Genomic DNA, 26,431 nt, shown 5'->3' on the forward strand with positions numbered 1-26,431 from the left:
GGACACCCCACATCGAGTGAGAGAGCGTCCCGGGACACCCCGCATCAAGTGAGAGAGCATCCCGGGAAACCCCGCATCAGGTGAGAGAGCGTCCCAGGGAGAAGCCGGGGGAGAGGTCCAAGGGCGTCCGCTGGTGGCTGAATCCGGGGCAGAAAACCTCTAAAACGCGGTGATTAACCTCAAAAAGTGGCGGAAACACGCGGAATTTGCGGAACCGGGGGGCCCAAGCTGGTAAGTTTTCGAACAGTGGCTTGTGCGCATGCCGCGTTCAGGCTCCAGAATCATGACCGTCCAGGAGGACATAAATGGCTAAGAACCGTAGTGAACTTGTTGCAGAGGTAGCAGGCAAGGCCGGCACCAGCCAGGCAGCCGTCAACTCCGTCCTCGACGCACTGTTCGAGGTTTTCGAGACTTCTGTCGCCGCGGGCGAGAAGATCACCATCCCGGGCTGGCTCGCCGTCGAGCGCACCGACCGTGCAGCACGTACCGGCCGCAACCCGCAGACCGGCGAGACCATCCAGATCGCGGCAGGCCACAGCGTCAAGCTGACCGCCGGCTCCAAGCTGAAGGCTGCAGTCTCCAACAAGAAGTAAGCTTCTTCCTTCCCGGCACGTAGCCGGCGCAGGAAAAGGAGCGGCAACCACCCGGTTGCCGCTCCTTTTGCTTTTAAGGCCGATTCGCTGGCCGGGCAGGCGTAGCGGACAATGGAATGGTGTCTTCTGCCGCAAAACCACGTTCCACCCACCCCCAGTCCGTTTCCGTCAAGGGAGCGCGGGGCAACGGTGCGCCAGGCCAAGACAGCAGGTCCCTGGGGATCCCCCGCGGATGGCAGCTGGCCGGACTGGCTGCCCTTTTCCTGGGCCTTGCAGCGGCGCTGTTTTTCTCCGGTGCGGCAGGCGCCCGGGCCGTGTCTGACCCTGGAGCGTTGGTCCGCTGGGGCCTCCCTGTCAGCAAGGCCATCCACAACGTCTCGTTGGCGACTGTCATCGGCGGCCTGATCTTCGCCGTCGGCATCCTCCCCCACAGTGCCGGGCCCCGCAGCCGGGCCAAGGAGGCTGCCGGCGGTGAAGCGCCGGAGCATCCCGCCTTCAGCCGCGCGCTGGCCGTGGCGTCGGCGGCAGGTGCCGCGTGGACGCTGTCCGCCATCGCCGTCCTGGTGCTGACCTACTCGGACGTGGCGGGGCAGGGACTCTCCGGTGACCCGGAGTTCACGCAGGCACTGGTCTTCTTCATGACGGACATCGAGACGGGGCGGGCCTGGCTGGCCGTCACCATCATCGCGGCCATTGTGACGACGGCGCTGTTCGGGGTGAGGTCCCTTGGAGGACTTGCGCTGACGCTGGTCCTGGCCCTGGTGGGGCTGGTCCCCACCGCCCTGATTGGCCATTCCTCGAGCTCCGCCGACCATGAAGGCGCCATCAACTCGCTGGGCCTGCACCTGGTGGGTGTCAGCACCTGGGTGGGCGGCATCATCATGCTGGCCCTGCTGTCCGGAATCCTGACGGGCCCCAAAGCCGCAGCGTCCGCCGACATCACGGAACCCACGCTCCGCCGGTTCTCCTCGCTCGCGGGCTTCGCGTTCGTGCTGGTGCTCGCCTCGGGCATCATCAACGCGAGCATCAGGATCACCAACTGGGCAGACCTCTTTGGTTCTCCTTACGGCCAGCTGATCCTGGCCAAATCAGCGGCCACCCTTGTCCTGGGCGGAATCGGGTTCATGCACCGGCAGTGGGTGATCCCGCAGCTGGGCCGCAAGGGCTCCACAATGTCTTCACGACGCGTGCTCTGGCAGCTGGTCCTGGCGGAATTCCTGGTGATGGGCGCAACGTCCGGCGTCGCCGTCGCCCTGGGCCGTTCCGCCCCACCGGAGCCCACCACCTTCGCCCCTGACGCCTCGCCGGCCTTCATCCTCACGGGCTACGAACTTCCCCCTGAACTGACACCGGAGCGGTGGCTCACCGAGTGGCGCCTGGACTGGCTCTGGATCGCCGCGGCGCTGTTCGGGCTTGTGGCGTATTTCCTGGGCGTGGCCAAGGTCCACCGGCGCGGGGACACGTGGCAGTGGTTCCGTTCCGTGAACTGGGTCATCGGCCTCCTGGTCCTGACCTACATCACGTCCGGCCCGCCGTCGGTCTATGGCCGCATACTGTTCTCGGCACACATGGTGGACCATATGGCACTGACCATGGTGGCGCCCATCTTCCTGGTCCTGGGTGCGCCGGTGACGCTCGCCCTGCGGGCCCTGCCGGCCCGGGGTGACGGCTCCAGGGGCGCCCGGGAATGGCTGCTGGTGTTCATCCACTCGAAGTTCTCCCAGCTGGTCACCCACCCGCTCTTTGCGGCAGCCAACTTTGCCGGCTCCATTGTGCTTTTCTACTACTCGGACCTGTTCGGCTTCGCCATGCGGGAGCACGTGGGCCACGAGCTGATGATTGTCCACTTCCTGCTCACCGGGTACATCTTTGTGCTGACCATGATCGGCACCGATCCGCTGCCGCGCCGGGCGCCGTACCCCATGCGGCTCCTGCTGCTCCTGGCCACCATGGGCTTCCACGCCTTCTTCGGCGTCGCCATCATGGGCGGGACCAACCTCCTTGCCGCGGACTACTTCGGGAACCTGGGCAGGGAGTGGGGCCCCTCGGCCCTCCTGGACCAGCAGAAGGGCGGCGCCGTGGCCTGGGGCATCGGCGAGGTCCCCACGCTGCTGGTGGCGCTCGGCGTCGCCATCATGTGGTCCCGGTCTGACCAGCGGGAGACCAAACGCGTGGACAGGGCCGCGGACAGGAATAACGACGCCGATCTCACCGCTTACAACGATATGTTTGCCAAATTGGCCGAACGCGACGCCAGGCTGGCTGAACGCAACAAGCTGGAAGGACGCTGATGAGCGAAACCGTACGCACGCATGCCCGGGTCCGGGCCTCCGAACTGGTGGGCCGCAACTGGTTGAACACCGGCGGCAAAACCCTTGATCTTGAGGCCCTGCGCGGCAAGATCGTGCTGCTGGATTTCTGGACCTTCTGCTGCATCAATTGCCTGCATGTCCTGGACGAACTCCGGCCGCTGGAGGAACAGTACTCCGACGTCCTGGTCACGGTGGGCGTCCACTCGCCCAAGTTCGAGCACGAGGCCGATCCGGTGGCGCTGGCCGCCGCCGTTGAGCGCTACGAGATCCACCACCCGGTCCTGGACGATCCCGAGCTGGAGACCTGGAAGGCCTACACTGCCCGCGCCTGGCCCACCCTGGTGGTCATCGACCCCGAGGGCTACATCGTGGCTCACCTGTCCGGTGAAGGCCATGCGGACGGCCTGGCGGTGCTGATTCCCGAGCTCATCGCACAACATGAGGCCAAGGGGACGCTGCACCGCGGCTCCGGCCCGTACGTGGCCCCGGAGCCCACCTCCGGCACCCTGCGCTTCCCGGGCAAGGCACTGTTCCTTCCGCCGGGCCGCGGTTCCACCGCCGTGAATGGAACGTCCGACGACGGCGCAGCGGCAGGTGCTGCAGGAAACGGTGCTGCCGGCAAGGGTTCGTGGCTGGTCACCGACACGGGACACCACCGGCTGGTGGAGCTCGGCACGGACTTCCATACCGTCCTGGGCACCTTTGGTTCCGGGGCGAGGGGTCACGCGGACGGCCCCGCCGCCGGGGATTCCGCCGTGGCACAGTTCAATGAGCCCCAAGGCCTGGTCCTGCTGCCGGAAGACGTGGCAGCCAAGGCCGGGTACGACGTCGTGATTGCCGACTCCGTCAACCACCGGCTCCGTGGACTGTCCCTTGCGGACGGCAAGGCCTCCACCCTTGCCGGCAGCGGCGTCCAGCGGCTGCTGGAGGCCGGACCGGCACGCGTGGACGAGGACGCAGCCGGATTCACCGGCCAGCTCGGCGGGCACCCGCTGGACGTGGCACTGAGCTCGCCGTGGGATGTTGTCTGGTCGCGCAAGCTCAACGCCGTGGTCATCGCCATGGCGGGTGTGCACCAGATCTTCAGTTTCGACCCCCTCACCGGGGCGGTGGCCATCGTGGCCGGCAACGGCCTGGAGGGCCTGCTGGACGGTCCGGCCCACGAGGCCTGGTTCGCCCAGCCCTCCGGCCTGGCCGAAGACGCCGAGGGCAACATCTGGGTAGCCGACTCCGAAACGTCCGCCCTCCGCAAGCTGGCAATTGACGACGACGGCACGGTCACCGTGGAGTCCGCCATCGGCAAGGGGCTGTTCGACTTCGGCTTCCGGGACGGCGCGGCCGCCGAGGCACGCCTCCAGCACCCCTTGGGCGTGACCGTCCTGCCGGACGGCTCGGTGGCGGTGGCCGACACCTACAACGGCGCCGTGCGGCGGTACGACCCCGCCTCCGGCGCAGTGTCCACCCTGGCGCGCGGCCTCCTGGAGCCGTCCGACGTGATTGTGGACCACACGCACTCGGCCGGGTCGGAGCCGCTGCTGGTGGTGGTGGAGGCGAACAAGCACCAGGTGGTGTTCGTTCCGATCCCCAAGGAAGCCCAGCAGGTGGATGAGGGCGCGGTCCAGACGCACCGGCCCAAGAGCCCCGTGGCGCCGGGCCCCCTGGAACTGACGGTCCGCTTCACCGCCCCCACCGGGCAGAAGCTGGATGACCGCTGGGGCGATCCCACCCAGCTGAAGATCTCCTCCACACCGCCGGAGCTGCTGGCCTCCGGCGGCGGAACCTCGGTGGGGCTGCTCCGCACCCTGGAGCTTTCACCGGACGTGCCGGAGGGAATCCTGCACATCACTGCACGGGCCGCCGCCTGCGATGGCCCCGAGACGGAGGACGGCGAGATCCCGGACCACGCCGCCTGCCACCTCTACCAGCAGGACTGGGGCATCCCCGTGGTCCTGCAGGGCGACGGCGACACCGAGCTCGTGCTGGACCTGCGCGGCATGGACTGACGCCCCGCCGTCGTCCCTGATTCTCAGCCGACATGCCGCAAAAGGCTGCTGCCCATGACTCATGCGTCACGGGAAGCAGCCTTTTGCGCTGCGTGGACAGGAGAACTGTGGAAACCCGGGGTGGCTGCGATGCGCTGCCGCCAAAACCCTGTCCAGCGTGACGGCATCCGCCAGCCGATGCGTGCACGGTTTGTCCACATAACCCCGTCCGCAGCTGCCGGGCACATCCGTGGCCAGCCACCATGGCCCCATGGAAGTGTCACGAGCCTTGGAACGTTGCGGGGGAGCTGCCCGCCGACCCGCCCTCGCCCGGCTCGGCGTGGATGATGCAGCCCTTCGGCGGGCCGTCCGCGGCGGGGTCCTGCAGCCGGACCGCGGACTGTATGCGCTTCCGACGGCGCCTGCCGGGCTGATTGCCGTACTTCGGAACCGGGAGTTGCTGACCTGTTCCAGCGCCGCGGGACATTACAACCTATGGTGCCTGCCGGCGCCGGGCCTCCGCCACGTCTACCACCGGAGGCAGTCAGCAGTAGGGGATGAGGCTGTCCATCACGCCGGGCTGCTCCTGCCGCCCGCATCGATACGGCCGGTAGCAGCCCTCGCCGATGTGCTCATTCACGCGCTACGCTGCCTGCCCCTCAGGGAGTCCCTCGTCATGGTGGAGAGCGCCGTGACAAGGGGTGACATGACGGTGGGCTTCCTGCGCGACCGGCTCGAGGGCCGGCGCAACGGCAAAGCCAGGGCAGTCCTGCAGTGGGTTGATGGGGGTGCCGATTCCCTCCTTGAGACACTGGCGCGAACCTACTTCCGCCAAGCTGGGATCGACGTGCAGACCCAGGTCTACCTGGAACGGGTGGGATACATAGACCTGCTGCTGGACGGGTGGCTCGTGGTTGAGCTGGACGGCCGGCACCACGCCGACTGGAACCAGGTCAAGAAGGACCACCGGCGGAACAATGAGTCCGTCCTTCAGGGTTACACGGCACTCCGGTATTACTACTCCGACGTGGTTTACCAGCCTGAGGCCATGGTGGCGCAGGTCCTGGCGGTGCTGGGACGGCGGCGATAACCGTGCGGGCGTCACAGGGAGCATGGTTTTGGATGCCCGCTGAGACAGAAACTGCGCGATTCCGAGGCCGTGGACGGCGGGGGAGTGCAAAAAAGTGCCCTGCGTGACGCAAGCAGGCCGCGCGACCCCCGGAATCCGGCCCTAGAAGCTCAGTACCGGGGTGACCTTCACCGTGTCCCCGGTGACGTCCAGGCGGGTGGTGAAGCTGAAGTCCACTTCCTCGTTGAGGGGGTACCAGGCCCCCGTGAACAGATTCTGCTGCAGGGCCTCCACCTTCGCTTTGCCGTCGAGCGGAGCCACCACCCAGCGCCCGTCGAAGGGTTCAATGGACACGTTGGGGTATTCCGTCACGGTCCATTTGATGCTGCCGTCCTGCACTGTGTTGTTGCTGGCGTAATAGAACGGGCAGTCCGGCTGGAGTTTCTGTTCCTTGGCGGCGACGGCGGCACAGCTGTCCAGGAATTCCCTGACCTTCGCTGACACGTCCTTCTTCAGGTTGTCCGTGGCTTGGGTGAGGAGGTTGAGCGGCGCCACCGGGGCGTCCCGTGCCGTCACCGTGGCACGGGAGGGGGCCGCGGAAAAATACTCCCCGTTCACGGAGGCCTCGTACTCGCCGGGGTAGAAGACCGCAAAGGAGTTCCGGCCGTTGGGCATGTTGACGGGGACGCCGTTGACGGTGGCCTCACTGGAATTGACCACCGTGATGTCCATCGTGGGCAGCCGGGACGGAACGAAAGCCCAGGTGTTGAAGAAGATCCACTCGGTCCCGGTCTTGCGCAGCAGGAATTCAGTGCGCAGCCGGCTGCCGTCAATGGTGTACTCCAGGGGCACCATGACCTGGTTGTCCGGGCGTTCCTCGGCGTCTCCGATATCCACGTTCGTCAACCGGGACGTCGCGGTCTGCAGGGCCGTGCCGTCCAGCATGGCGGCGTTGCTGGGCGGGACAGTGGCGCGGAGCAGCCCCAGCGCCTTCCCGCCGTCGCCGCTCTGCAGCGCGTCCAGATATTCACGCACAGGCTGCTGGGGACTGGCCACGGTGTTGTTGACCAGGTTCACCGCCACCACGGCGCCGGCGACGGCAAGCATGAGTCCCAGCAGCCATCCGGCTGCGATCCTCACCAACGCTTGACTCATCTGCACGTTCCATACGTTACCTGCCATGCGTCCGACGGCGGCAGTTGAGTCAGCAGGATGCGGTCCGTTTTAGCGGCGGCGGCGCCGGGACGACGTGCCGAACACCCCGCGCAGAAGTTCCCGTCCGAGCTGGGTGCCGATGGACCTGGCCATGCTCTTGAGCCCGCCGCCCAGGGCGCCGCCGAGCATTCCGCCGATGTCCCCCGCCATCGAGTCTCCCGCACCCGGGCGCGGGGCCGGGGCGCTTTCGGCCGGCGTGCGGCGCCTTGTTTCGGCGGACGGGGCGGGCCTGCTGCTCGGCCGCCCAAGGATCTCCTCCTCGATCCGGCGCGCCTCGGCGTCGACGTCGTCCTGGCCCGCCCCGCCCTGAACCGGTCCGCCCTGAACCGGTCCGCGCGGAACAGATCCGCCGGCTGCGGGGCCGGTGGGCGCGGCGGCCTTCCCTGACAGTTTTTCGAAGGCCGAGTGGTTGTCCACTGCTGTCCCGTACTTTGCCAGCAGGGCCGAGCCTGCCACGGTGCTCCGGACCAGGGCTTCGTCGCTGGGGCCCATCACGGACTCGGGGGCGCGGAGCCTGGTGAGCGCCACCGGTGTCGGGGCGCCCTTCTCGTTCATGACGGTGATGACGGCCTCGCCGATGCCTGCAGAGGTGAGTGTCTCTTCGAGGTCGTAGTCGCTCATGGGGAACGTGGACACCGTGGCTTTGAGGGCCTTGGCGTCCTCGGGGGTAAACGCGCGGAGGGCGTGCTGCACACGGTTTGCCAGCTGGCCGAGGACCTCGGCGGGGACGTCCTTGGGGGTCTGGGTGACGAAGAAGATCCCCACGCCCTTGGACCGGATGAGCCGGACCGTGGTGGTGATGGCTTCCAGGAAGGCTTTGGAGGCGTCGTTGAAGAGGAGGTGGGCTTCGTCGAGGAAGAACACCAGCTTGGGCTTGTCCAGGTCGCCGGCCTCGGGCAGGTCCTCGAAAAGGTCCGCCAGCAGCCACATGAGGAAGGTGGAGAACAGCATGGGCTTGGTCTGCAGCGTGGGCAGCTCCAGGCAGGTGATCACCCCGCGCCCGTCCGGGGCGGTCCGCAGCAGCTCCGCGGTGTCGAACTCAGGCTCACCGAAGAACTTCTCCAGGCCCTGCGCCTCAAGGCTTACCAGCTCCCGCAGGATAACCCCGGCAGTGGCCTTGGACAGCCCGCCGAGTTCCTCAAGCTGGTCCTTGCCTTCGGCCGAGGTGAGGAACTGGATGACTGCGCGGAGGTCCTTGAGGTCGATGAGCTCCAGGCCGTTCTTGTCCGCGAAGTAGAACACCAGCTGCAGGCTCGATTCCTGCGTGTCGTTCAGCTCCATGATCCGCGAGAGCAGGATGGGGCCGAACGAGGATACGGTCGCGCGTACCGGGACGCCGTTGCCGTCGCCGCCCAGGGCCAGGAACTCCACCGGGAACGTCCGGCCCTGCCAGGCCTGCCCGATGCCCTCGGTACGTGCGGTCAGCTTTTCACTGCCGGTGGCGGCAGTGGCCAGGCCGGACAGGTCGCCCTTGATGTCGGCCAGGAAGACCGGCACCCCGGCGGTGGAAAGCTGCTCGGCCATCATGTGCAGCGTGACGGTTTTGCCCGTGCCGGTGGCGCCGGCGACGAGTCCGTGCCGGTTCATCATCGATAGCGGCAGCCGCACCGGCGCGTCCTTGTGGAGTTCGCCGTCGATGATGGCGGCCCCCAATTCGATGGTGGCGCCTTCCAGCGTGTAGCCCTTCTGGAGGGTGGCGAGCTTTTCTGCTGTGGTTTTGTTGGCCATGGCGCTAGCTTAGCGGCGGCTGCGCCTCCGTGGCCGGTATGCCCTCACTTCCGTGGGCCTTCGGGAAGTTCCTTGGTGAACGCCAGGAACTTGAGTGTTTCAGGGTCGGCATCCAGGTCGAACTGCGGCCGGTAGCCGGCCTTGAGGTACAGGTTCCTGGCTTCGGGCTGGCGGGCCCGGTGGTGAGGTAGATGCGCGTGTAGCCCCGCCGGGCCGCCAGTGCTTCCAGCTCGGCCAGCACCAGCCTTCCCAGGCCCCGGCGGCGGTGTCCCGAGTGCGTCCAGATTCGCTTCAGCTCCGCCGTGCTGGCGTCATAGCGGCGGAAGGCGCCGCCGGCAATGGTTTTAGCATCCTCCAGGATCATCAGGAGTGCCCCTCCCGGCGCCGCGAACTCCGCGGCGGGGTAGCGGTTCAGTTCCTCCGCGGCGGCTTTCCTGCCGAAGAGGTCGCCGTACCGGGTGTCGTACTCGACGGCGAGTTCGTCCAGGAGCGGCCGGACCCGCAGATCGTCCATGGGGAGGTTGAGGACTTCCAGCGCGGCCGGGTCAAGCGGGCGTGCACCGTCCAGGGACCCGGCGCTGCGGGACGGGTGCCTGAGGGAAGGTTCAGCGGTCATGGTTCAGTTCTTTCCGACGACGGCGGGCGCGGTGGACAAGGCGGCGGAAGGTTCCGCCGTGAGGCCGCGGGCAACGGAGAGGATGATCCGGGCCAGGGCATCGTTCTCGCGGAAGGGTGCGGCGTTGGTGCCCGGCCGGGCGAATGCTCCTGCTCCCCAGCCCGAGGTCCCAGGCCCGACGGCAAACACCGTGGCCTGCGGCTGCCCCTGGGCATCCACCAGCTGGTGCCGGGAGGTGACCAGCAGTTTCCCGGTGGAATGGATGCCGTCCGCCGTGAGCAGCTGCTGCTCCGTGCCCAAGCCGCTGCGGTGCAGGGACTCAAGAGCCGGGTTGAGCGAGCGGGCCACGGAGGTGCCAGGGAGCCGTGCTTCGATGAAGGCCGTGGCTGCAAGGGTGCCGGGGAACTGCGGCGAACTGGCCCGGAAGGTGCCGTCGGCCTCGTCGGTGGAGATCTCAAGGTTGGGCCCGAGGAACTGCAGCAGCCCGGCCCGGTGCAGGGCGAGCATCTGCCGGAGCCTGTGGGGCGGCGGCCCGGAATCCACAAAGCTGAAGAAGCCGTGCCACCAGCCGTGGACGGCCTGCTGGGAGCGGGCGTTGAGCCGCTCCAGTGGGACCACGCGGCCCACCTCCATGTAGACGTGCAGCAGCGCGAGGAACAGCGCGAGCGTTTCGGGATGGTCGGGGCTGTCCCGGAGCGCCAGGTCATGCTCGATGTAACCGGCCACGGCGTCCTGCACGTCCTGCCGGTCCGTGAACCGGCGCCCTTCCAGGGGCCGGTCCAGCCGTTCCAGGTCCAGATGCAGGGCGCTATCCGGTACGGCAGCGGCCACGAGTTCCTCCCGGCGGGCGCTGTACCAGTCCAGCGCCGCGTAGCGGGCCGCGAACTCGTCCCAGTCCATGGCGGCCCGGGCGGGGCTGCCCGTCAGCAGCTCCCGGTAGTAGCCGTAGCCCGCCTCCTTGGCGATCAGCGGCCACAGGTCCCTGCGGAAGTCCAGTTCCCCGTGCCGCTCCAGCAGGGCTTCCACCGCCGCGGCGGTGAAGAAACGCAGCGGTCCCGGAGCCTCGCCGCGGAGCGTTGCGGAGATCTTCGAGTGGTACGGCACTCCCCGGCGGGACCCAGCCCAAAGCCGGGGTTCCCTGCCCGACGCGACATACTCGAGGCCGCCGTCGGATGTTTCCTCAAACCGGCCGCCGCGTCCCTCCGTCAGGAGGACCAGCAGGTCCACAAAGGCGAGGCCCATGCCGGACACGATGACGTCCTGTCCGGGGGCTATGGGGGAGTAGTCGACGTCGGTGGTGTAGCCGGGTGCCGCATGGAAACCGCCGTGACGCCTGGCAAAACCGGACCAGGCGGCCGAGGCGGCATCCGGGCGCGAATCGGTATGCCCAAGCGCGTTCACCAGGATGTCCGCGCGCAGGGTCCGCCCGTTCGCAAGCTCTACGGCATGGCCACCGCCTTCAAGCGCGGTGACGTCCACAGCCATGGTCCGGTGCACCGTCACGCTGCGCCCCAGGGACTTCGCGGTTCGGCGGAAGAACCACTCCAGGTACTGGCTTTGCAGCTGGCGGGTGGGAAAGCTGGCGCGGTTGAGCTGCCTGAGCTGCTCCCACAGAAGCTGCGGAAAGTCCGGCACGTCGGTAATCGAACCGTCCACTACGCCGGCAGCCCATTCGGCGAGGCCCGGACCCGGGACCGCAGGACCCAGGCATTCCACGGACCCGTCCGTGAACATCGTGACGTCAGCGGCAGTGGAGTTCAGCAGAAGGCCCGGATGCTGGTCGTAGCGCCAGATGCGTCCAGAGCCAGGGACGTACGGCTCCACAACGTGGATGTCCAGCGGCCCGGTGAAGAGCTCCGAACGGTTGGCGGCGATCCGTTCGAGCACGCCGGCCGTCCGGGGACCGCCGCCGATGAAGACGACGGCGGGAATGTTCGCTGGCATGGCGCTCCTGGCTATGGAGGGGAAGGGCGGCTGGGAGTGCCCATGCTAGGCAGCGTTTCCGACGGCGGTCGAGCGCTTTGTCACGGCCGTTAACTGCGCGTCACACCGCGTCAAGCAACGCAAGAATCCGACTCATGACGCCGTGCGAACCCCGGTGAAGTTATGCAACCCGGCGCCTTGCTGGCCCCTCCAGGCGGGTCCTAGATTTGCAGCCAGCATCCGGGGCAAACAGCTCCGGCCTCAACAATCCGATCTTTCGGACCTAACAAAGAAGCGGGGTGGCGCATGAGTTCAGCAGCAACTACCGCGGCGCAGTCAACAACGTCAGCACAGCCAGCACAGTCAACTGCCGGCCGGGCGCCGGCTGCCGCGGATAGCCGGGCAACTGCGGCCGGGGCGGTTTCTTCCGGGTCCGGCGGTGTCCCGCCGGAAGTCGGGACGGCCCGCGTGGCCACCGATTACTCCTCCTACCGGGTGGTGGCCGCCAGGCACCCCTGGCGCTGGGTGGGGACAGCCGTCGTCGCCCTCGGGGTCTTCGCTGTTGCGTGGTCGTTGGCCACCAACCCGCGCTGGGAGTGGGGAGTGGTGGCCCAGTGGTTCACCGCCCAGTCCGTCATCAACGGCCTGTTGGAGACGCTTAAGCTGACGGCCATCTCGGGCATCCTCGGCTTTGTGCTGGGCTTTATCCTGGCGCTCATGCGGCTGTCCGCCTCGCCGCTGCTGGTCTCGGTGTCCTGGACGTTCTCCTGGATCTTCCGGTCCACACCCCTCCTGGTGCAGATGCTGCTCTGGTACAACCTGGGTTACCTGTACGAAAAGATCAGCTTGGGCATCCCCTTCACGGACGTCCGGTTCTTCGAGGTCCAGACCACCACACTGATCAGCCAGTTCGCGGCAGCAGTACTGGGCCTGACCCTCAACCAGGCTGCCTACTCGGCCGAGATCATCCGCGGCGGCATCCTCTCCGTGGACCAGGGCCAGCTCGAAGCCGCGGCCGCCCTGGGCATCCCGGCCTGGCGCAGGTCCACGCGGATTGTCCTGCCGCAGGCCATGCGGGCCATCCTGCCCACAGCCTTCAACGAGATCATCGGCCTGGTCAAGGGCACGTCCATTGTGTACGTCCTGGCCTACTCCGAGCTGTTCTACACAGTTCAGGTGATCTACAACCGCACGCAGCAGGTCCTGCCGCTGCTGCTGGTGGCCACTCTTTGGTACGTGGTGATCACGTCCGTGCTCAGCGTCTTCCAGTACTACATCGAACGGCACTACTCCAAAGGCGCGGTGCGGAACCTGCCGCTGACGCCCCTGCAGAAGGCCCGCAAATTCTTCGCCACCCACGCTGTGGCCAACACCGCAAGGAACGCCCGATGAGCACCGCAACTACCTCTGCCCCGGCAACTGCCACCGACCCAGTCACCACGCCATCCACCCGCGGCCTGGTGGAAATCACCAAGGTCCGCAAGTCCTTCGGGGCCACCGAGGTCCTCAAAGGGGTCAGCCTCACGGTGGAACCGGGCGGGGTGGCTGTCATCGTGGGCCCCTCCGGATCCGGCAAGTCCACACTGCTGCGCACCATCAACCACCTGGAAAAGGTGGACGGGGGCTTCATCTCCATTGACGGCAACCTGGTGGGATATGAAGTCCGGGGCAACCGGCTGCACGAGCTGCGCGGGAAGGAAATCCTCAAGCAGCGGACCGAAATCGGAATGGTGTTCCAGAACTTCAACCTGTTCCCGCACCTCACGGCCCTGGAAAATGTGAGCGAAGCCCCCGTCGTCGCACAGGGATGCTCCAAAGACGAGGCGCGGCGCCGCGGCCTGGAACTCCTGGACCGGGTGGGACTGAAGGGCCGTGCGGACGCCTACCCGCGCCAGCTCTCCGGCGGCCAGCAGCAGCGGGTGGCCATCGCCCGCGCCCTGGCCCTGGACCCCAAAATCCTGCTGTTCGACGAGCCCACGTCCGCACTGGACCCGGAACTCGTCAACGAAGTGCTGGACGTCATCCGCGAACTCGCGAAATCCGGCACCACGCTGCTCATCGTCACCCACGAGATGGGCTTCGCCCGCGACGTGGCTGACACCGTGGTGTTCATGGACCAGGGGCAGATCGTGGAACAAGGCAGCCCGGAACACATTTTCACCAACCCCCAGGAACCGCGCACCCGGAGCTTCTTCTCCAAGGTGCTCGAACCGGCTTTCAACATCTAAGGACTTCCCCATGACACCTCCCACTGGCCTTTCCCGCGGCCCACGCCGCAGCCGCGCACTCGCTGCGCTGCCCGCCGTCGTACTTCTTGGAACTGCCGCCCTGGCCGGCTGCGCTGATCCCGGCGCCTCGGCTGCCGGCACCTCCACGGGCGGGGCGCAGACAACGGCGGCCCGCAACGGCGTCGTGTACAACACCGCGCCGGACCAGCAGCGCATCCGTGCGGAGAAAGAGGCGGCGCTCGCCGCCAAGGTCCCCGAACTGATCGGCAGGGACGGCAAGCTGACCGTCGCCACCACGGCCGGGTCCATCCCGCTGTCCTTCCACGCCACGGATGACCAGACGGCCATCGGTTCCGAGCTGGACATCGCGCAGCTCGTGGCGGACAAGCTGGGCCTGGAGCTGGACGTCCAGGTGACGTCCTGGGAGAACTGGCCGCTGAAAACCCAGTCCGGCGACTTCGAGGCCGTGTTCTCCAACGTGGGAGTCAACAAGGACCGGGTGAAGCTGTTCGACTTCGCCAGCTACCGCGCGGCCTTCATGGGCTTCGAAGCCAAGAAATCCGCCAGCTATGACATCAAGGGCGCAGACGACATCTCCGGCCTTAAGGTGTCCGTGGGCTCCGGAACCAACCAGGAAAAGATCCTGCTGGCGTGGAACAAGGAACTCGAAAGCAAGGGCAAGGCGCCGGCCACCCTCCAGTACTACTCCTCCGACGCAGACACCATCCTGGCGCTGTCCTCCGGCCGCACCGACCTGAACATCTCGCCCTACCCGTCCACGGTGTACCGGGAGAACACCCGGGACGACCTGAAGGTGGTGGGCAAGGTCAACGCCGGCTGGCCGTCCGAAACCCTGGTGGCCGCCACCACGCTGCGCGGCAACGGCCTGGCCCCGGTCATTTCCGAGGCCCTCAACTCCGCGATCGACGACGGGTCCTACGGCAAGGTGCTGGAGCGCTGGGGCCTGTCCGAGGAAGCCCTGCCCGAATCCAGGACCATCACGGAAGAGAACTTCGCGGCCACGCAGGCATCGGCCAGCGCGGCCCCTTCAGGGAAGGCATCATGAACGCACTGTCCACCGGAACAGCCCTGGAGTCCTTTGACGCAGACTGGCAGGAATGGCACGCCGCACACGAAAAGCAGCGGGCGCACCCGCACGGTTTCCTGGCCGTGACCCACCTGCACTGGCTGGGCAGCGAAGCTGCCCGGCTGGAAGGTGCGCCGGGCATCTGGAGGGTGGAGGCCGACGTCGTCCGCGTGGTTTTAGAGCCGGGCGAAAGCCTGCAGCGGGACGGCAGGGAACTGAACACCGAAGCGGGCACGACTGTTACGTTCGGCCCCATCGAGGAGCGCGGCGGCATCAACCTGCTCTCCGGCAACACGGTCATTGAGGTGGCCAAGCGCGGCGGCGAGTGCATTGTGCGGCCCCGGAATCCGGAGAACGGATTGCTGCGGAATTACCAGGGCACGCCGGCATACTCACCGGACGCCGCCTACGCCGTCCGCGGGACCTACGTCCCGTTCGAGGCGCCGCGGCCCACCACGGTGGGGGCCGCCGTCGAAGGAATCCAGCACGTCTACGAGGCGCCGGGCGAGATCCGCTTCCGCCTGGCGGGGGAGGACCTGGCGCTGACCGCGTTCAACGGCCACGCGCCAGGATCGCTGTCCGTGCTGTTCACGGACCAGACCTCCGGCAGGACAACCTACCCGGCCAACCGCTCGCTCTCCGTTGTGCCTGCCCCGGATGGCGCCGTGGAGCTCGACTTCAACCGGGCAGTCAACCTGCCCTGCGCCTACACAGACCTTGCCACCTGCCCGCTGCCGCCGGCCGAAAACCGGCTGCCGGTGGCTATTGAAGCCGGCGAGAAGATCCCCTACGAACGTCAGGACAAGCAGTGAGCACCTCTAAGACGCCCCAGGCGGGATTCCTTGCCATCGAACTCGACGGCGCCGGCTGGGACGGCGTGGACCTTTCCCGGGCCGTGCTGGCCGCCGAATCCGCCGGGTTCCATGTGGCCACGTTCACCGATGCGCCGGCGCCCGGCCGCGCCCATGCCCTGCAGCGCGCGGCCTTCGCGGGACCGGTGACGCGCACCATCGCCCTGGTCCCTGAGGTGGACACCGTGTACACCGAGCCGTTCCACGTCTCCACCCAGCTGGCGAGCCTCGACTACGTCTGCGGCGGCCGGGCCGGATGGATCGCCACGGCGGCCGAAGCGCCCGAGGCGGCAGCCGCCGTCGGCCGTTCCTCCGTGAGTGGCGCCGCCCTGGCCCAGGAAGCCGCCGCGTCCGTTGAGGTGTCCCGGCGCCTGTGGGATTCGTGGGAGGACGACGCCGTGATCCGTGACGTCGCCACCGGCCGGTACATCGACGTGGACAAGCTCCACTATGCCGATTTCGAAACTCCGGCCGGGTTTGCCGGACCCGGGTACTCGGTCAAGGGCCCGTCCATCATTCCGCGGCCGCTGCAGGGCCAGCTGCCGGTGCTGGCCGCAGCGTCCCTGGTGGGCGAGGGGCAGGTGCCGGCCGGCGCTGTTGACGCCGTCCTGGTGTCTGCCCCCACGCCCGAACTGCTCGCCGCCGAGGTGCGCGATGTCCGTGCCCGGCTGGGTGCGTCCGTGGCGGTGATCGCCGAGCTCGACGTCGTCCTGGACTCCCGCGGGCAGGCTGCGGCGGGGCGGGTGGCTGGCTTTGACTCCGGCCGTGCTGCCTACGCCTGTTCCGCTGCCGGTCTCACGGACTTCCTTGCGGAACTCCTGAAGGAGGCCGACGGCGTGCGCCTGCACCCGGCGTCGCTCTTTGTAGACCTGGAGGAACTGGGCCGCCTGGTCCTGCCGGAACTGCGCCGCCGTGGAGTCCTTCGCCCGGTGGTGCAGGATGGCACCTTCCGCGACCTGCTGGGGCTTTCACGCCCGGTGAGCCGCTACGCCGCCGCATCCGACGCCACCGCCGCATCCAACGCCGTTGCTCCCGCCGGCGCAGGAAAGTAAGGGAAAACCATGACGCAGCACACGCGTGCTAAATCCGACGTGTTCACTCCCACCGGACAGATCCAGTTCGGGGTCTTCTTCCAGGGCGTGAACTCCGGCACCATCTGGAAGGCCGCCGAATCCGGCTCCCAGACTGACTTCGAGTCCTTCCGCCGCATTGCGCAGACCGCCGAGCGGGGACTGTTCGCGGCCTTCTTCCTGGGCGAGGGACTCCGCCTGCGGGAGCACCTGGGCCGCCCGCACGCCCTGGATGTGGTGGGCCGCCCCGACGCGCAGACCATGCTGGCCGCACTGGCGTCGGTGACCAAGAACATCGGCCTGGTGGCCACCCAGAACACTACCTACAACGATCCTGCGGACCTGGCGCACCGGCTCGCGTCCCTGGACCTGGTCTCCGGCGGGCGGGCCGCGTGGAACATCGTGACCACGGACAACGCCTGGACCGGGGCGAATTTCCGGCGCGGCGGCTACCTGGACCACGCGGACCGCTACAAGCACGCGGAAGCGTTCGTGGAGACGGCCAAGCGGATCTGGGATTCGTGGGAAACGCCTGAGGGGCCGGCACGCCGGGTGCTCCACGAGGGCCAGCACTACACGGTGGATGTCACGCCGCGGCTGCCGCGCAGCGCCCAATACCGGCCCGTGCTCTTCCAGGCCGGCGACTCCCCGGAGGGCCGCAACTTTGCCGCCCGCCAGGCGGACATAATCTTCTCCGCCCACCCGAAGTTCGATGCCGCCGTGGAGTTCCGCAAGGACCTCGTGGCGCGGTCCGTGGCCGCCGGCCGCGGTGCGAACGCGGTGCAGATCATGCCGGCCAGCGAATTCATCCTTGCGCCCACCGCCGCGGAAGCAGCTGAAAAGAAGGAGTGGGTGCGCAGCCTGCAGATCGGCCCGCAGCAGGCCATCGCCTACCTGGAGCAGTTCTGGGGCCGCGAGCTGTCCGCTTACGATCCTGACGGGCCGCTGCCTGGAATCGACCCGGTCGTGGACGAGACCTCGGAGACCCGCGGCAGCGGCTTCCACGGAGCGAAGGCCCGGCAGTTGGCGGACCAGTGGCGGGCCGAGGCCAAGGACAAGGGCCTGTCCATCCGGCAGTTCGTCACGTCCCGCACCGCACGCGTGGACGCCACCTTTACCGGCTCGTACGCCGATGTGGCGGACCGGCTGGCTGAGTATGCGCGGGTGGGCGCCGTGGACGGGTTCAACATCTCGCCGTGGCTGGTTCCCACCGGCCTGGACGACATTGTGAACCACCTGGTTCCGGAGCTCCAGGAACGCGGGGTGTACCCCACCGGATACCGCGGCAGCACGCTCCGCGGGAACCTTGGGCTGGCAACGCCGGTACGGACCGCGGATGACGCCGCCCAGGCGGTACGGGCCTGATGCACCCGGCTGAGATGGCTGGAAAGGCCGACGACGGCGGCGGGGTGGGTGCCGTCGTCGACCATTCCGGCGGGGCTGCTTCGCTGGGGACCGTCACGCTGCAACTGACGGTGTGGGAGCAGTGGCTGTAGGAGAACCGTCATCTCCCCGGCGCATACTCGTAGGACGTAACCGCATCCCGATCTAAGGAAGCCGATGCCCCACCCCACCCGTCCCCTGCGGAAACTTGGATTCCTCACCATTGGGCTGTTTGATCCTGCGGATCCTGCCGCGGGACACGAATCCACCTTGCGGATTATCGAACTGGGCGAACGGCTGGGATTCGACAGCGCCTGGCTGCGCCACCGGCATCTGCAGTTCGGCATCTCTTCCCCGGTGGCGGTGCTGGCCGCCGCGAGCCAGCGCACCTCGCGCATTGAGCTTGGGACGGCCGTGACGCCGCTGGGTTGGGAGAACCCGCTGCGCCTGGCAGAGGACCTGGCCACCGTGGACCTGCTTGCCGGAGGACGCATCAATCCCGGCGTCAGTGTGGGCGAGCCGATGCACTACGACACTGTGAAGCATGAGCTGTACCCGGATTCCGGGGAGCAGGAGGACTTCAGCTACGGCCGGGTGGAGCGGTTTGCGCACTTGGTTGCAGGGGAGCCGGTGCGCGAATTTTCCGGCAGGCAAGGGGTGGTGGAGGAGTTCTCCAACCGCGTCGAGCCGCACTCTCCCGGGTTGCGCGGGCGCCTTTGGTACGGGGCCGGCAGCACGGCGTCAGCTGTCTGGGCGGGGGCCAACGGGTTCAACCTGCTCTCCAGCAGCGTGGTCTTCCCTGGCGAGGACCAGGACCCGGATTTTGCCCTCGTCCAGCAGTCGCAGATCCGGGCCTTCCGCGAAGCGGCAGCAGCGTCAGGACACTCCCGGGCGCGGGTTTCGCAGGGCCTGGTGGTGATCCCCACCGATTCGGCGACGCCGGCCCAGCGGGAGAAATACCAGCGGTACGTCGACGAACGCACGCCACGCACCACGGCGCCGCAGGGGCCGAGGGGCATGATGTTCGCCCGGGACCTGATCGGCAGCAGCGAGCAGATCGCTGGGCAGCTGTACGCACACGCAGGGTTCCAGGAGGTGGACGAGGTGGCGTTCGCACTGCCCTTCAGCTTCGACCACGAGGACTACGTCCAGATCCTTACGGACATCGCAGGCAAACTTGGCCCCGCCCTGGGCTGGACTCCGGCGGAAGCCGGCAAGCCGGCATCGTAGTCGCAAGGGACCTGCCGGTTAACGCAGAAGGGCCGACGACGGCGTGGAAACTTCCGTCGTCGGCCCTTCTTGCGGGCGTTCCTAGGACACCTTGGCGTCCACCACGTCCTGCTCAGCGGGGGCGGCCTGCGGGGCGCCGCCCGAGGACGGATGGGCCGCGACGGCCGCGGCATGTTCGGCGAGCACGCCCGTCTGGTGGCGGATCTTCAGCCGGTAGAGCAGGGCCCCGCCAACGGTGACGGCGGCAACGAAGATCACGCCGCCCCATTGCAGGTACCACTCGAATGGCGGCACCGAGTTGTAGATCTCCTGGCGCGGCCACACCAGGTTCAGCGTCATGGCACCGCCCCACAGGACTGCCAGGATGTTCACCGGCAGCCCCCACCTGCCCAGGGAAAAGCCGGGCTCGGAGCCGTCTGCGGCTAGCGGCCACTTCTTCAGGAGGCGGTTGCGCAGCATGGGCACGGTGACCAGGAGGTAGGAGAGGTAGATCAGGACGATGCTGATGCTGGACATGATCGTGAAAATTGCGGGCTGCGTAACGTTGATGAGCAGTGGCATCACGGCCAGGATGCCGATCACGATCGCCGCAACAGTCGGGGTCCTGCGGACCGGGTCCACTTTGCTGAGCTGCCGGCTGAACGGCAGGTTGTTGTCCCGGGCCATGGCGAACATCATGCGGATGGCGGCGGCATGGACGGCCAGGGTGCAGACCACCACGGCCACAACGATGCACGCAAGGAAGGCCTTGCCGAACGGTCCGCCCAGGACGGACAGCACGATGTACTGCAGCCCGCCGTCGGCCGATCCCACCTTGGGGTCCGCCAGGTCCGGTGCGGCCAGGATGCCGAACAGCAGGATCAGCCCACCCAGCACGAACGAAGCCGTGATGGCCCGCAGGATGGCCTTGGGTGCCGTGCGCTTGGGGTCTTTCGTTTCCTCCCCGAGCGAGCTGGCGGTGTCAAAGCCGTACATGACGTAGCCCGATGCCATGGCGCCGATAAGGAAAACGCCGAAGAAGCCGAGGTCATGGCCTTCGCCGAAACCGGCGGTATCAAAGAGGACCTCGGGCCCGCGCACCACGTGCCAGCCCAGCGCGAGGATGAGGAGCACGGCTGCGCTCAGCTCCACGAAAACGCCGATGCTGTTGATCCGGGTCATGAGCTTCACGCCGAACGCATTAATGAGTGTGGAGATGGTGATCATGATGCTGGCCAGCACCACGCCGTTCATGGCGAAATCGTAGGGGCCGGTGCCGTCACCGACGAACTGGAAGCCGGACCAGAGCTGGGGCAGGGTGAGCTGCAGGGCCAGTGCCACGGAGCCCAGTGCCACGATGGAGGAGAGCATCAGCAGCCATCCGGCCAGCCAGGCCGAGGTGCCCGACGCGAGCCGTTTGGCCCAGTTGTACACCGATCCCGCCACGGGGTAGCGGCCCGCCAGTTCGGCAAAGCACAGGGCCACCATCAGCTGGCCGGCGAAGACAAGGGGCCAGGACCACGCGTAGGCGGGGCCGGCCATGGAAAAACCAAAGTAGAACAGTTGGAAAACACCGGTGAGGATGGAGATGTAGCTGACACCTGCCGCGAAGCTGGCGAACTTGCCGATGCTCCGGTCCAGGGTCTGCGCGTAGCCAAACTCGTCCATGCCGCTTGAATCAATACTCTTGCTGGGTTCCGCCATGTGGACTCCTCAATCAAAAAAGCACGAAAGTGATGACCGTCCGCACTGCGGCGCACGGAAGGTCGGTTGCCTGAAAGTCAGGCAAGGGAGGCGCTGAGCTCCAGGTCCGCCGCCAGGGTTTCGCTGTTTCCGCCGGCGCGGATGAGGTCCGCCCGGACCAAATCAGCACAGCGCTCGCCGATCATCATCACGGTGATGTTGGGGTTGACGGTGACGTGTTCCGGCATCACGGACGCATCCGCGACGCGCAGGCCGGTGACGCCCTTGACCCGCAGCTGGGGATCCAGCGGCGACATGACGTCGTCGGCCGGCCCCATCCGGACGGTGCCCACCGGGTGGTACACGGTGTTGTGGGTCTTGCGGATGTACTCCCGCAGTTCCTCGTCCGTCTGCGCCTCGACGCCGGGTGATAGCTCGCGGCCGGTCCATTCGGCCAGGGCCGGCTGGGCCGCGATTTCCCGGACCTTGCGGATGCCGGCCACCATAACGCGCATGTCGTGGCCTTCAGGATCAGTGAAGTAGCGCGGGTCCACCATGGGCTTGTCGCGGAAGTCGCGGCTGCGCAGCCGGACGGTGCCGCGGGAGCGTGCGTGCGTGACGTTCGGGGTGAGGCTGAAGCCGTTCTCCGTGGTGGGGTACCCGTGCCGCAGGGTGTTCATGTCGAACGGGACGGAGCCGTAGTGCATCATCAGGTCAGGGCGGTCCAGGCCGTCCTCGGTGGGGGTGAAAATGCCGATTTCCCACCACTGGGTGGACGTTTGCACCATGGGCTGTTTGGCCTCGAACTGGACCACTCCTTCCGGGTGGTCCTGCAGGTTCTCGCCCACGCCGGGGGAGTCCACCAGCACCTCGATGCCGTGCGCGGCGAGGTGCGCCGCCGGGCCGATGCCGGAGAGCATCAGCAGCTTGGGCGAGTCGATGGCGCCGGTGGACAGGATCACCTCGCGGTGCGCGGAAAGCCGGTGGGTCCGGCCGAACGCGCCGTCCACCACGTCCACGCCGGTGCAGCGCTTGTCCGCGTCGAACACCAGCTGGCGGGCGCGCAGCCCGGTCAGCAGGGTGAAGTTGGGGCGGTCGATGATCGGGTGGATGTAGGAGACCGAGCTGGAGGACCGGGTGCCGTCCGCGCGGCGGTTGATCTGGAAGAAGTTGGCACCGTTGACCACGGTGGTTCCGCTGTTGAACTTGGCACGGGGGATGCCGGCCTGTTCGCAGGCGTCCAGGAGTGCGACGCCGGCAGGATCCGCCGGGGGAACGTTCATCAGGTGCACGGGGCCTGAGTCCCCGTGGTGCGGCGCGTCCGGACCGGCGTCCTCGTTGGTCTCCAGCCGCTGGTAGAGCGGCCAGGCGGCATCGGCATTCCAGCCGGTGGCGCCGTACTTGGATTCCCACTCGTCCAGGTCCTCGCGCGGCGCCCAAAAGGCGATGCAGGAGTTGTGGCTGGAGCAGCCGCCCATGACCCTGGCCCGGGCGTGGCGCATGAAGGAGTTGCCGTTTTCCTGCGGTTCCACCGGGTAGTCCCAGTCGTAGCCGGATTCGAGCAGCTCCATCCAGCGGTCCAGCTGCAGGATCTCGGGAAGGTTCCGGTCATCCGGGCCGGCTTCAACCAGGGCCACGGTCACGTCCGGGTCCTCGCTCAGGCGGGCGGCCACCGCGGCGCCGGCGGATCCGCCGCCGATCACGATGTAGTCGAATGCGTGCCCGGTGAGGTCCTCGATGTTGTCGACGTGCATCTAGTTCTCCTTGCTGTGGTCAGCGAACCAGCCGGTTACCTGCGGGCTGGTGTTCTGGTAGATGTGCTTGGCTTCCTGGTACTCCGCCAGGCCGGTGGTGCCGAGTTCACGGCCCACGCCGGACTGGCCGAAGCCGCCCCATTCAGCCTGGGGGAGGTAGGGGTGGTAGTCGTTGATCCAGATGGTGCCGTGCCGCAGCCGGCCGGCCACACGCTGCGCCTTGCCGGCGTCCTGGGTCCAGACCGCGCCGGCCAGGCCGTAGACGGTGTCGTTGGCCGTGGCCACGGCCTCGTCTTCGGTGGTGAAGGTTTCCACGGTGACCACCGGGCCGAAGGCTTCGTCCACCACCACGGACATGCCCCGCTGGACGTGGTCCAGGATGGTGGGCTGGTAGTAGAACCCGCCGTCGTACTTCTCCCCGGAAGGTGCCGCACCGCCGGTCCGCAGCCGGGCACCCTCCTGGATGCCGCGCTGGACGTAGGCGTGGACCTTGTCGCGGTGGGCCGCTGAAATCAGTGGCCCGGTTTCGGCGTCGTCATCGAAGGGGCCGCCGAGGCGGATGTCCTGTGCACGGCGGACCAGCTCGTCCACGAATCGTTCGGCGATCGATTCCTCCACCACCAGCCGCGCCCCGGCGGAGCAGACCTGCCCGGAGTGCACGAACGCGCCGTTCAGGGCGTTGTCCACCGCGGCATCGAAGTCGGCGTCGGCGAACACCACGTTGGGGTTCTTGCCGCCCAGTTCCAGCGCCACCTTCTTGACGGTGCCTGCGGCGGCCGCGGCAATGCGCTTGCCGGTTTCGAGCCCGCCGGTGAAGGAGACGAGGTCGACGGCGGGGTGTTCCGAGAGCGGTGCACCCGCCTCCGATCCCGGTCCGGTCACCAGGTTGGCCACGCCCGCCGGCAGGCCGAGATCCTGGAGCAGCTGCATGGCCAGGATGGCGGTGGACGGCGTCAGCTCGGACGGCTTGAGGACGAAGGTGCAGCCGGCGGCCAGCGCCGGGGCGATCTTCCACGCGGCCTGGAGCAGGGGATAGTTCCAGGGTGTGATCAGGCCGCAGACCCCCACGGGCTCGTAGACGATTTTGCTCACGACGGCGGGGTCCCCGGCGTCCACCACGCGGCCGGACTGCTGCCCGGCGAGCCTGCCGAAATATTCAAAGCAGGCGGCGACGTCGTCCATGTCGATGCGGCTTTCCACCATGCGCTTTCCGGTGTCCAGCGACTCGGCGCGGGCAAACTTTTCGCGGCGTTCGCGCAGTTCCGCTGCGACCTTGAGCAGGAAGGTTCCCCGTTCGGGCGCCGGGACCGAGGACCAGGTGCCGGAGTCGAAGGCCGCGCGGGCTGCGGCGATGGCCCGCCCGGCATCTTCACGGCCGGCCTCGGACACTGTGGCCGCCAGCTCGCCGTCGGCCGGGTTGCGGATGTGGCGTACGGCGCCGGATGCCGCCGGCTCCCATGCGCCGTTGATGAAAAGGGTGGAGGCTGTTTCGGTCATGCTGTCTCCTGGGGTGTAGGACTGTGGCGGCTTCGGGCAGGGCCGGGACCGCTGCGGCCGCTGTGCTGCAGGTTGTGCTGCCGCACAGCGGCGCGGGGGAAAGCGCTTGGTGTGGGCAGGAAGAGGCGGCACGGGGGGGCCGCCGTACTGTCCGGACGCTTTATCGGGGACCGGTGAGGGGAGCGGGAGCCCAAGGGCTGCGAGCGACGCCGTGGCGTGGTGTGGCGTATGTCATACGAAGGAGAGTAACCGAGGTTGAACGGACGTTCAACACATTTCTTGAACAAGTGTTCAATGTGAAGCGCCGGATGCGCCCGGCTGGCCCTGACGTGTGGTGCCTGGCGCTGGGGGTCCGGCCTGAAGTCAGTTGTCCCGCGGCGGGGCGAAGGCTATCTGCTCGGTGCGGGCGATGCTCCGTTGGATGGCGGCCTTGTCTATCCCAAGAAGGGCTGTCAGCCACATGCCGTTTTGGACCACGACGATGTCCGCCGCACGGTCCCTGCATTCCTTCAGGGGCAGCGCGGGGTGGGCAGTGGACACCAGCGCCGCCAGCCCGTCGAGGTACCGGTCGAAGGCTGCGGCGTTGATCCGGGCAAAGTCCTCGTGGGCCTGTGCGAGGGCCCAGAGGTGCAGGCGGAGGGACAGGTACCGGGTGGTCAGCAGATCCGCGCCGGCCACCCGGTGCAGTGCTTTGCGGAGCTGCTCCTCCGGGGTCAGCGACGGGTCCGGTGCCACCAGCCCCAGGTCGTGCTCGTCCACGCTGTGCAGTGCCGCCCGGATCAGGCTCATCTTGTCGTCGAAATAGTAATTGACGAGGCCCAGAGCGACGCCGGCTTCACGGGCCACGGCCCGCATGCTGACGCCCGAGATACCGTGGCGCGAGAGCAGGTCCAGCGCCGCTTCGAGAATGCGCGACTGCCTGTCGACCTGTTCGCCGGAGTTCACGGTATTTATCCCCATCCGGCCACACTATTGCCAAAGCCGGAGGAGTGCACTTTACGCAGGAGAATCCCCGCCCTGCGGGAGCGGGGCGGGGATTCCTTCGTCGGCAGGAGCAGCTACTTGCTGGGCAGCCCCGCCGGGTTCAGTTCGGACTTCGGGATGGCTTCGGATGACAGCCCCCAGCGGTCCAGGATCCTGGCGTACGTGCCGTCTTCGATCAGCCCGTTCAGGGCGGCCTGTGCGGCGACGGCCAGGCCGTTGCCCTTCTTGGTGGTGAACGCGATTTCGGCGGTCAGCGGCCAGCCGCCGTTGAGGGTGCCCACCTCCTTGGTCTTTCCGTCTTTCGCGGCCTTGTAGGCAGCGGCGGCGTTGGGCCCGAACGTCAGGTCCGCACGTCCGGACTGCAGGGCCAGCGTGGAGGCGGAATCGTCGTCGTAATACTGGAACTCGACCGGCTGCAGGCCGTTCTTCCTGTTCTCCTCGTCCCAACGCACCAGGATGGCCTCCTGGTTGGTGCCGGAGCCCACGATGATCCGCTTTCCTGCGACGTCCCTGGCCTCCTTGATCTCTCCGATCTCCGAATCGCTCTTGGCATAGAAGCCCAACAGGTCGTTGCGGTAGGTGGCGAAGTCGAACTTTTCCTTCCGTGCCTCGGTGACGGTCACGTTGGAGAGGACGGCCTCGTACTTTGCGGATTCGATGCCCAGCGGCCAGTCGGCCAACGCGACCGGAAGGACTTCCACCTCCAGCCCCAGGGTCCCGCCCACAGCGTAGGCGATGTCCACTTCGCTGCCGATCAGGGTCTTGTTGTCGGTGGCGAAAAGGCTGAGCGGGGCGGTGCCGCCAGTGGTCACCACCGTCAGTTTGCCGTCCGCCTTGACGGATTCGGGGACCAGCGCCGCCGCGGCCGGGTCCTCGGAGACCTTGAACCGGTCCTGCCCGGGGGACAGGTTGAAGGACTTGCCGGCCGCCGTTGTGGAAGATTCCGACGACGGTGCTGCCGCCGCCGTCGCGCCGGGATCCGCGCACGCAGAAAGTCCCATGAGTGCCGTGATGGTGAAGGCCATGGCGGCTGCCGCAGTTGCCTTGGTGGGGGCCAATTTTCCTCCTGGAAGTTGGTAGCGGATGCAACGGAGAGTCTCGTTGCAGCCACTATCCGGCAGCCGCGGCGAGGGAATCAAAGGCCGCGACACCGGGAGATACAGGGAGTAATGGCGGTTAACCGGGCGACCGGAGCGGTCACATTCCGGAGTCCGGCCGGCCAGGTACACCAAGTAGTGGCGGTTTTG

The 26,431-nt window shown here is 67.4% G+C and carries 19 protein-coding genes and 1 pseudogene; 11 read left to right on the forward strand and 9 right to left on the reverse strand.

The genetic code is table 11. The annotated features are described in order from the left end of the window. Positions 1-305: 305 nt before the first annotated feature. The 4 genes from HTS88_RS04860 (at position 306) to HTS88_RS04875 (ending at position 5,977) form a co-directional block, all read left to right on the forward strand. Entirely contained in the window at positions 306-593 is a 288-nt protein-coding gene (locus HTS88_RS04860; RefSeq protein ID WP_009358243.1) for an HU family DNA-binding protein, read from the forward strand. A 116-nt stretch (positions 594-709) separates the two neighbouring features. Next, entirely contained in the window at positions 710-2,884 is a 2,175-nt protein-coding gene (locus HTS88_RS04865; protein WP_174176062.1) for a bifunctional copper resistance protein CopD/cytochrome c oxidase assembly protein, read from the forward strand. Next, positions 2,884-4,908, forward strand: coding sequence for an NHL domain-containing thioredoxin family protein (locus HTS88_RS04870; protein WP_174176064.1), 2,025 nt, complete (start codon positions 2,884-2,886; stop codon positions 4,906-4,908). The genes HTS88_RS04865 and HTS88_RS04870 overlap by 1 nt, the downstream gene beginning before the upstream one ends. A gap of 250 nt (positions 4,909-5,158) precedes the next feature. Further along, on the forward strand, positions 5,159-5,977 hold the full coding sequence (locus HTS88_RS04875) for an endonuclease domain-containing protein (protein WP_174176066.1): 819 nt from the start codon (positions 5,159-5,161) through the stop codon (positions 5,975-5,977). 141 nt (positions 5,978-6,118) lie between these two features. Here the strand turns inward: HTS88_RS04875 and HTS88_RS04880 are convergent, their stop codons facing one another. The 4 genes and pseudogenes from HTS88_RS04880 to HTS88_RS04895 form a co-directional block, all read right to left on the reverse strand. Further along, positions 6,119-7,111, reverse strand: a complete 993-nt coding sequence (locus HTS88_RS04880; protein ID WP_174176068.1) for a hypothetical protein — start codon at positions 7,109-7,111, stop codon at positions 6,119-6,121. A gap of 69 nt (positions 7,112-7,180) precedes the next feature. Continuing rightward, complete coding sequence (locus HTS88_RS04885; protein ID WP_174176070.1) at positions 7,181-8,899, reverse strand: helicase HerA-like domain-containing protein; 1,719 nt, start codon at positions 8,897-8,899, stop codon at positions 7,181-7,183. A 44-nt stretch (positions 8,900-8,943) separates the two neighbouring features. Then, positions 8,944-9,515, reverse strand: a pseudogene (locus tag HTS88_RS04890) (GNAT family N-acetyltransferase). Between the two features lie 3 nt (positions 9,516-9,518). Next, positions 9,519-11,459 (reverse strand): FAD/NAD(P)-binding protein, encoded by a 1,941-nt coding sequence (locus HTS88_RS04895; protein WP_174176072.1) that lies wholly within the window; start codon positions 11,457-11,459, stop codon positions 9,519-9,521. 285 nt (positions 11,460-11,744) lie between these two features. On the opposite strand from HTS88_RS04895, the gene HTS88_RS04900 reads away from it, so the two are divergent. The 7 genes from HTS88_RS04900 to HTS88_RS04930 all read left to right on the forward strand — a co-directional run bounded on the left by HTS88_RS04900 (position 11,745) and on the right by HTS88_RS04930 (position 19,287). After that, positions 11,745-12,830: an amino acid ABC transporter permease gene (locus HTS88_RS04900; RefSeq protein WP_174176074.1), complete on the forward strand. Its 1,086-nt coding sequence runs from the start codon at positions 11,745-11,747 to the stop codon at positions 12,828-12,830. Beyond that, positions 12,827-13,666 carry an amino acid ABC transporter ATP-binding protein gene (locus HTS88_RS04905; protein WP_281358997.1) on the forward strand — a complete coding sequence of 280 codons (840 nt, stop codon included), beginning with the start codon at positions 12,827-12,829 and terminating at the stop codon, positions 13,664-13,666. The genes HTS88_RS04900 and HTS88_RS04905 overlap by 4 nt, the downstream gene beginning before the upstream one ends. Positions 13,667-13,676: 10 nt before the next feature. Continuing rightward, on the forward strand, positions 13,677-14,732 hold the full coding sequence (locus HTS88_RS04910) for a transporter substrate-binding domain-containing protein (protein WP_174176076.1): 1,056 nt from the start codon (positions 13,677-13,679) through the stop codon (positions 14,730-14,732). Next, a complete protein-coding gene (locus HTS88_RS04915) occupies positions 14,729-15,565 on the forward strand; it encodes a DUF1684 domain-containing protein (RefSeq protein ID WP_174176078.1) in 837 nt (278 codons plus the stop codon). The genes HTS88_RS04910 and HTS88_RS04915 overlap by 4 nt, the downstream gene beginning before the upstream one ends. Beyond that, complete coding sequence (locus tag HTS88_RS04920) at positions 15,562-16,656, forward strand: LLM class flavin-dependent oxidoreductase (RefSeq protein ID WP_174176080.1); 1,095 nt, start codon at positions 15,562-15,564, stop codon at positions 16,654-16,656. The genes HTS88_RS04915 and HTS88_RS04920 overlap by 4 nt, the downstream gene beginning before the upstream one ends. Positions 16,657-16,665: 9 nt before the next feature. After that, complete coding sequence (locus HTS88_RS04925; protein ID WP_174176082.1) at positions 16,666-18,039, forward strand: NtaA/DmoA family FMN-dependent monooxygenase; 1,374 nt, start codon at positions 16,666-16,668, stop codon at positions 18,037-18,039. A gap of 195 nt (positions 18,040-18,234) precedes the next feature. Beyond that, positions 18,235-19,287: an LLM class flavin-dependent oxidoreductase gene (locus tag HTS88_RS04930; RefSeq protein WP_174176084.1), complete on the forward strand. Its 1,053-nt coding sequence runs from the start codon at positions 18,235-18,237 to the stop codon at positions 19,285-19,287. An 81-nt stretch (positions 19,288-19,368) separates the two neighbouring features. Here the strand turns inward: HTS88_RS04930 and HTS88_RS04935 are convergent, their stop codons facing one another. The 5 genes from HTS88_RS04935 to HTS88_RS04955 all read right to left on the reverse strand — a co-directional run bounded on the left by HTS88_RS04935 (position 19,369) and on the right by HTS88_RS04955 (position 26,209). Continuing rightward, positions 19,369-20,970: an APC family permease gene (locus HTS88_RS04935; RefSeq protein ID WP_174176086.1), complete on the reverse strand. Its 1,602-nt coding sequence runs from the start codon at positions 20,968-20,970 to the stop codon at positions 19,369-19,371. A gap of 77 nt (positions 20,971-21,047) precedes the next feature. After that, positions 21,048-22,703 carry a GMC family oxidoreductase gene (locus tag HTS88_RS04940; RefSeq protein WP_174176088.1) on the reverse strand — a complete coding sequence of 552 codons (1,656 nt, stop codon included), beginning with the start codon at positions 22,701-22,703 and terminating at the stop codon, positions 21,048-21,050. Then, the gene (locus HTS88_RS04945) at positions 22,704-24,200 is read right to left on the reverse strand and encodes an aldehyde dehydrogenase family protein (RefSeq protein ID WP_174176090.1); all 1,497 of its coding nucleotides are present in this window, start codon (positions 24,198-24,200) and stop codon (positions 22,704-22,706) included. Between the two features lie 363 nt (positions 24,201-24,563). After that, a complete protein-coding gene (locus HTS88_RS04950; RefSeq protein ID WP_174176093.1) occupies positions 24,564-25,160 on the reverse strand; it encodes a TetR/AcrR family transcriptional regulator in 597 nt (198 codons plus the stop codon). A gap of 98 nt (positions 25,161-25,258) precedes the next feature. Next, on the reverse strand, positions 25,259-26,209 hold the full coding sequence (locus HTS88_RS04955; RefSeq protein ID WP_174176343.1) for an ABC transporter substrate-binding protein: 951 nt from the start codon (positions 26,207-26,209) through the stop codon (positions 25,259-25,261). Positions 26,210-26,431: the final 222 nt, after the last annotated feature.

Source organism: Pseudarthrobacter oxydans, from assembly GCF_013314975.1.
Classification (GTDB): domain Bacteria; phylum Actinomycetota; class Actinomycetes; order Actinomycetales; family Micrococcaceae; genus Arthrobacter; species Arthrobacter oxydans.

Bases quoted from the DNA above. Each gene is read 5' to 3' on its own strand.
- HTS88_RS04910 (WP_174176076.1), top strand. From the start codon at position 13,677: ATGACACCTCCCACTGGCCTTTCCCGCGGCCCACGCCGCAGCCGCGCA.
- HTS88_RS04870 (WP_174176064.1), top strand. From the start codon at position 2,884: ATGAGCGAAACCGTACGCACGCATGCCCGGGTCCGGGCCTCCGAACTG.
- HTS88_RS04865 (WP_174176062.1), top strand. From the start codon at position 710: ATGGTGTCTTCTGCCGCAAAACCACGTTCCACCCACCCCCAGTCCGTT.
- HTS88_RS04900 (WP_174176074.1), top strand. From the start codon at position 11,745: ATGAGTTCAGCAGCAACTACCGCGGCGCAGTCAACAACGTCAGCACAG.
- HTS88_RS04945 (WP_174176090.1), bottom strand. From the start codon at position 24,200: ATGACCGAAACAGCCTCCACCCTTTTCATCAACGGCGCATGGGAGCCG.
- HTS88_RS04885 (WP_174176070.1), bottom strand. From the start codon at position 8,899: ATGGCCAACAAAACCACAGCAGAAAAGCTCGCCACCCTCCAGAAGGGC.
- HTS88_RS04860 (WP_009358243.1), top strand. From the start codon at position 306: ATGGCTAAGAACCGTAGTGAACTTGTTGCAGAGGTAGCAGGCAAGGCC.
- HTS88_RS04895 (WP_174176072.1), bottom strand. From the start codon at position 11,459: ATGCCAGCGAACATTCCCGCCGTCGTCTTCATCGGCGGCGGTCCCCGG.
- HTS88_RS04880 (WP_174176068.1), bottom strand. From the start codon at position 7,111: ATGAGTCAAGCGTTGGTGAGGATCGCAGCCGGATGGCTGCTGGGACTC.
- HTS88_RS04930 (WP_174176084.1), top strand. From the start codon at position 18,235: ATGCCCCACCCCACCCGTCCCCTGCGGAAACTTGGATTCCTCACCATT.
- HTS88_RS04940 (WP_174176088.1), bottom strand. From the start codon at position 22,703: ATGCACGTCGACAACATCGAGGACCTCACCGGGCACGCATTCGACTAC.
- HTS88_RS04925 (WP_174176082.1), top strand. From the start codon at position 16,666: ATGACGCAGCACACGCGTGCTAAATCCGACGTGTTCACTCCCACCGGA.
- HTS88_RS04915 (WP_174176078.1), top strand. From the start codon at position 14,729: ATGAACGCACTGTCCACCGGAACAGCCCTGGAGTCCTTTGACGCAGAC.
- HTS88_RS04905 (WP_281358997.1), top strand. From the start codon at position 12,827: ATGAGCACCGCAACTACCTCTGCCCCGGCAACTGCCACCGACCCAGTC.
- HTS88_RS04875 (WP_174176066.1), top strand. From the start codon at position 5,159: ATGGAAGTGTCACGAGCCTTGGAACGTTGCGGGGGAGCTGCCCGCCGA.
- HTS88_RS04935 (WP_174176086.1), bottom strand. From the start codon at position 20,970: ATGGCGGAACCCAGCAAGAGTATTGATTCAAGCGGCATGGACGAGTTT.
- HTS88_RS04955 (WP_174176343.1), bottom strand. From the start codon at position 26,209: ATGGCCTTCACCATCACGGCACTCATGGGACTTTCTGCGTGCGCGGAT.
- HTS88_RS04950 (WP_174176093.1), bottom strand. From the start codon at position 25,160: ATGGGGATAAATACCGTGAACTCCGGCGAACAGGTCGACAGGCAGTCG.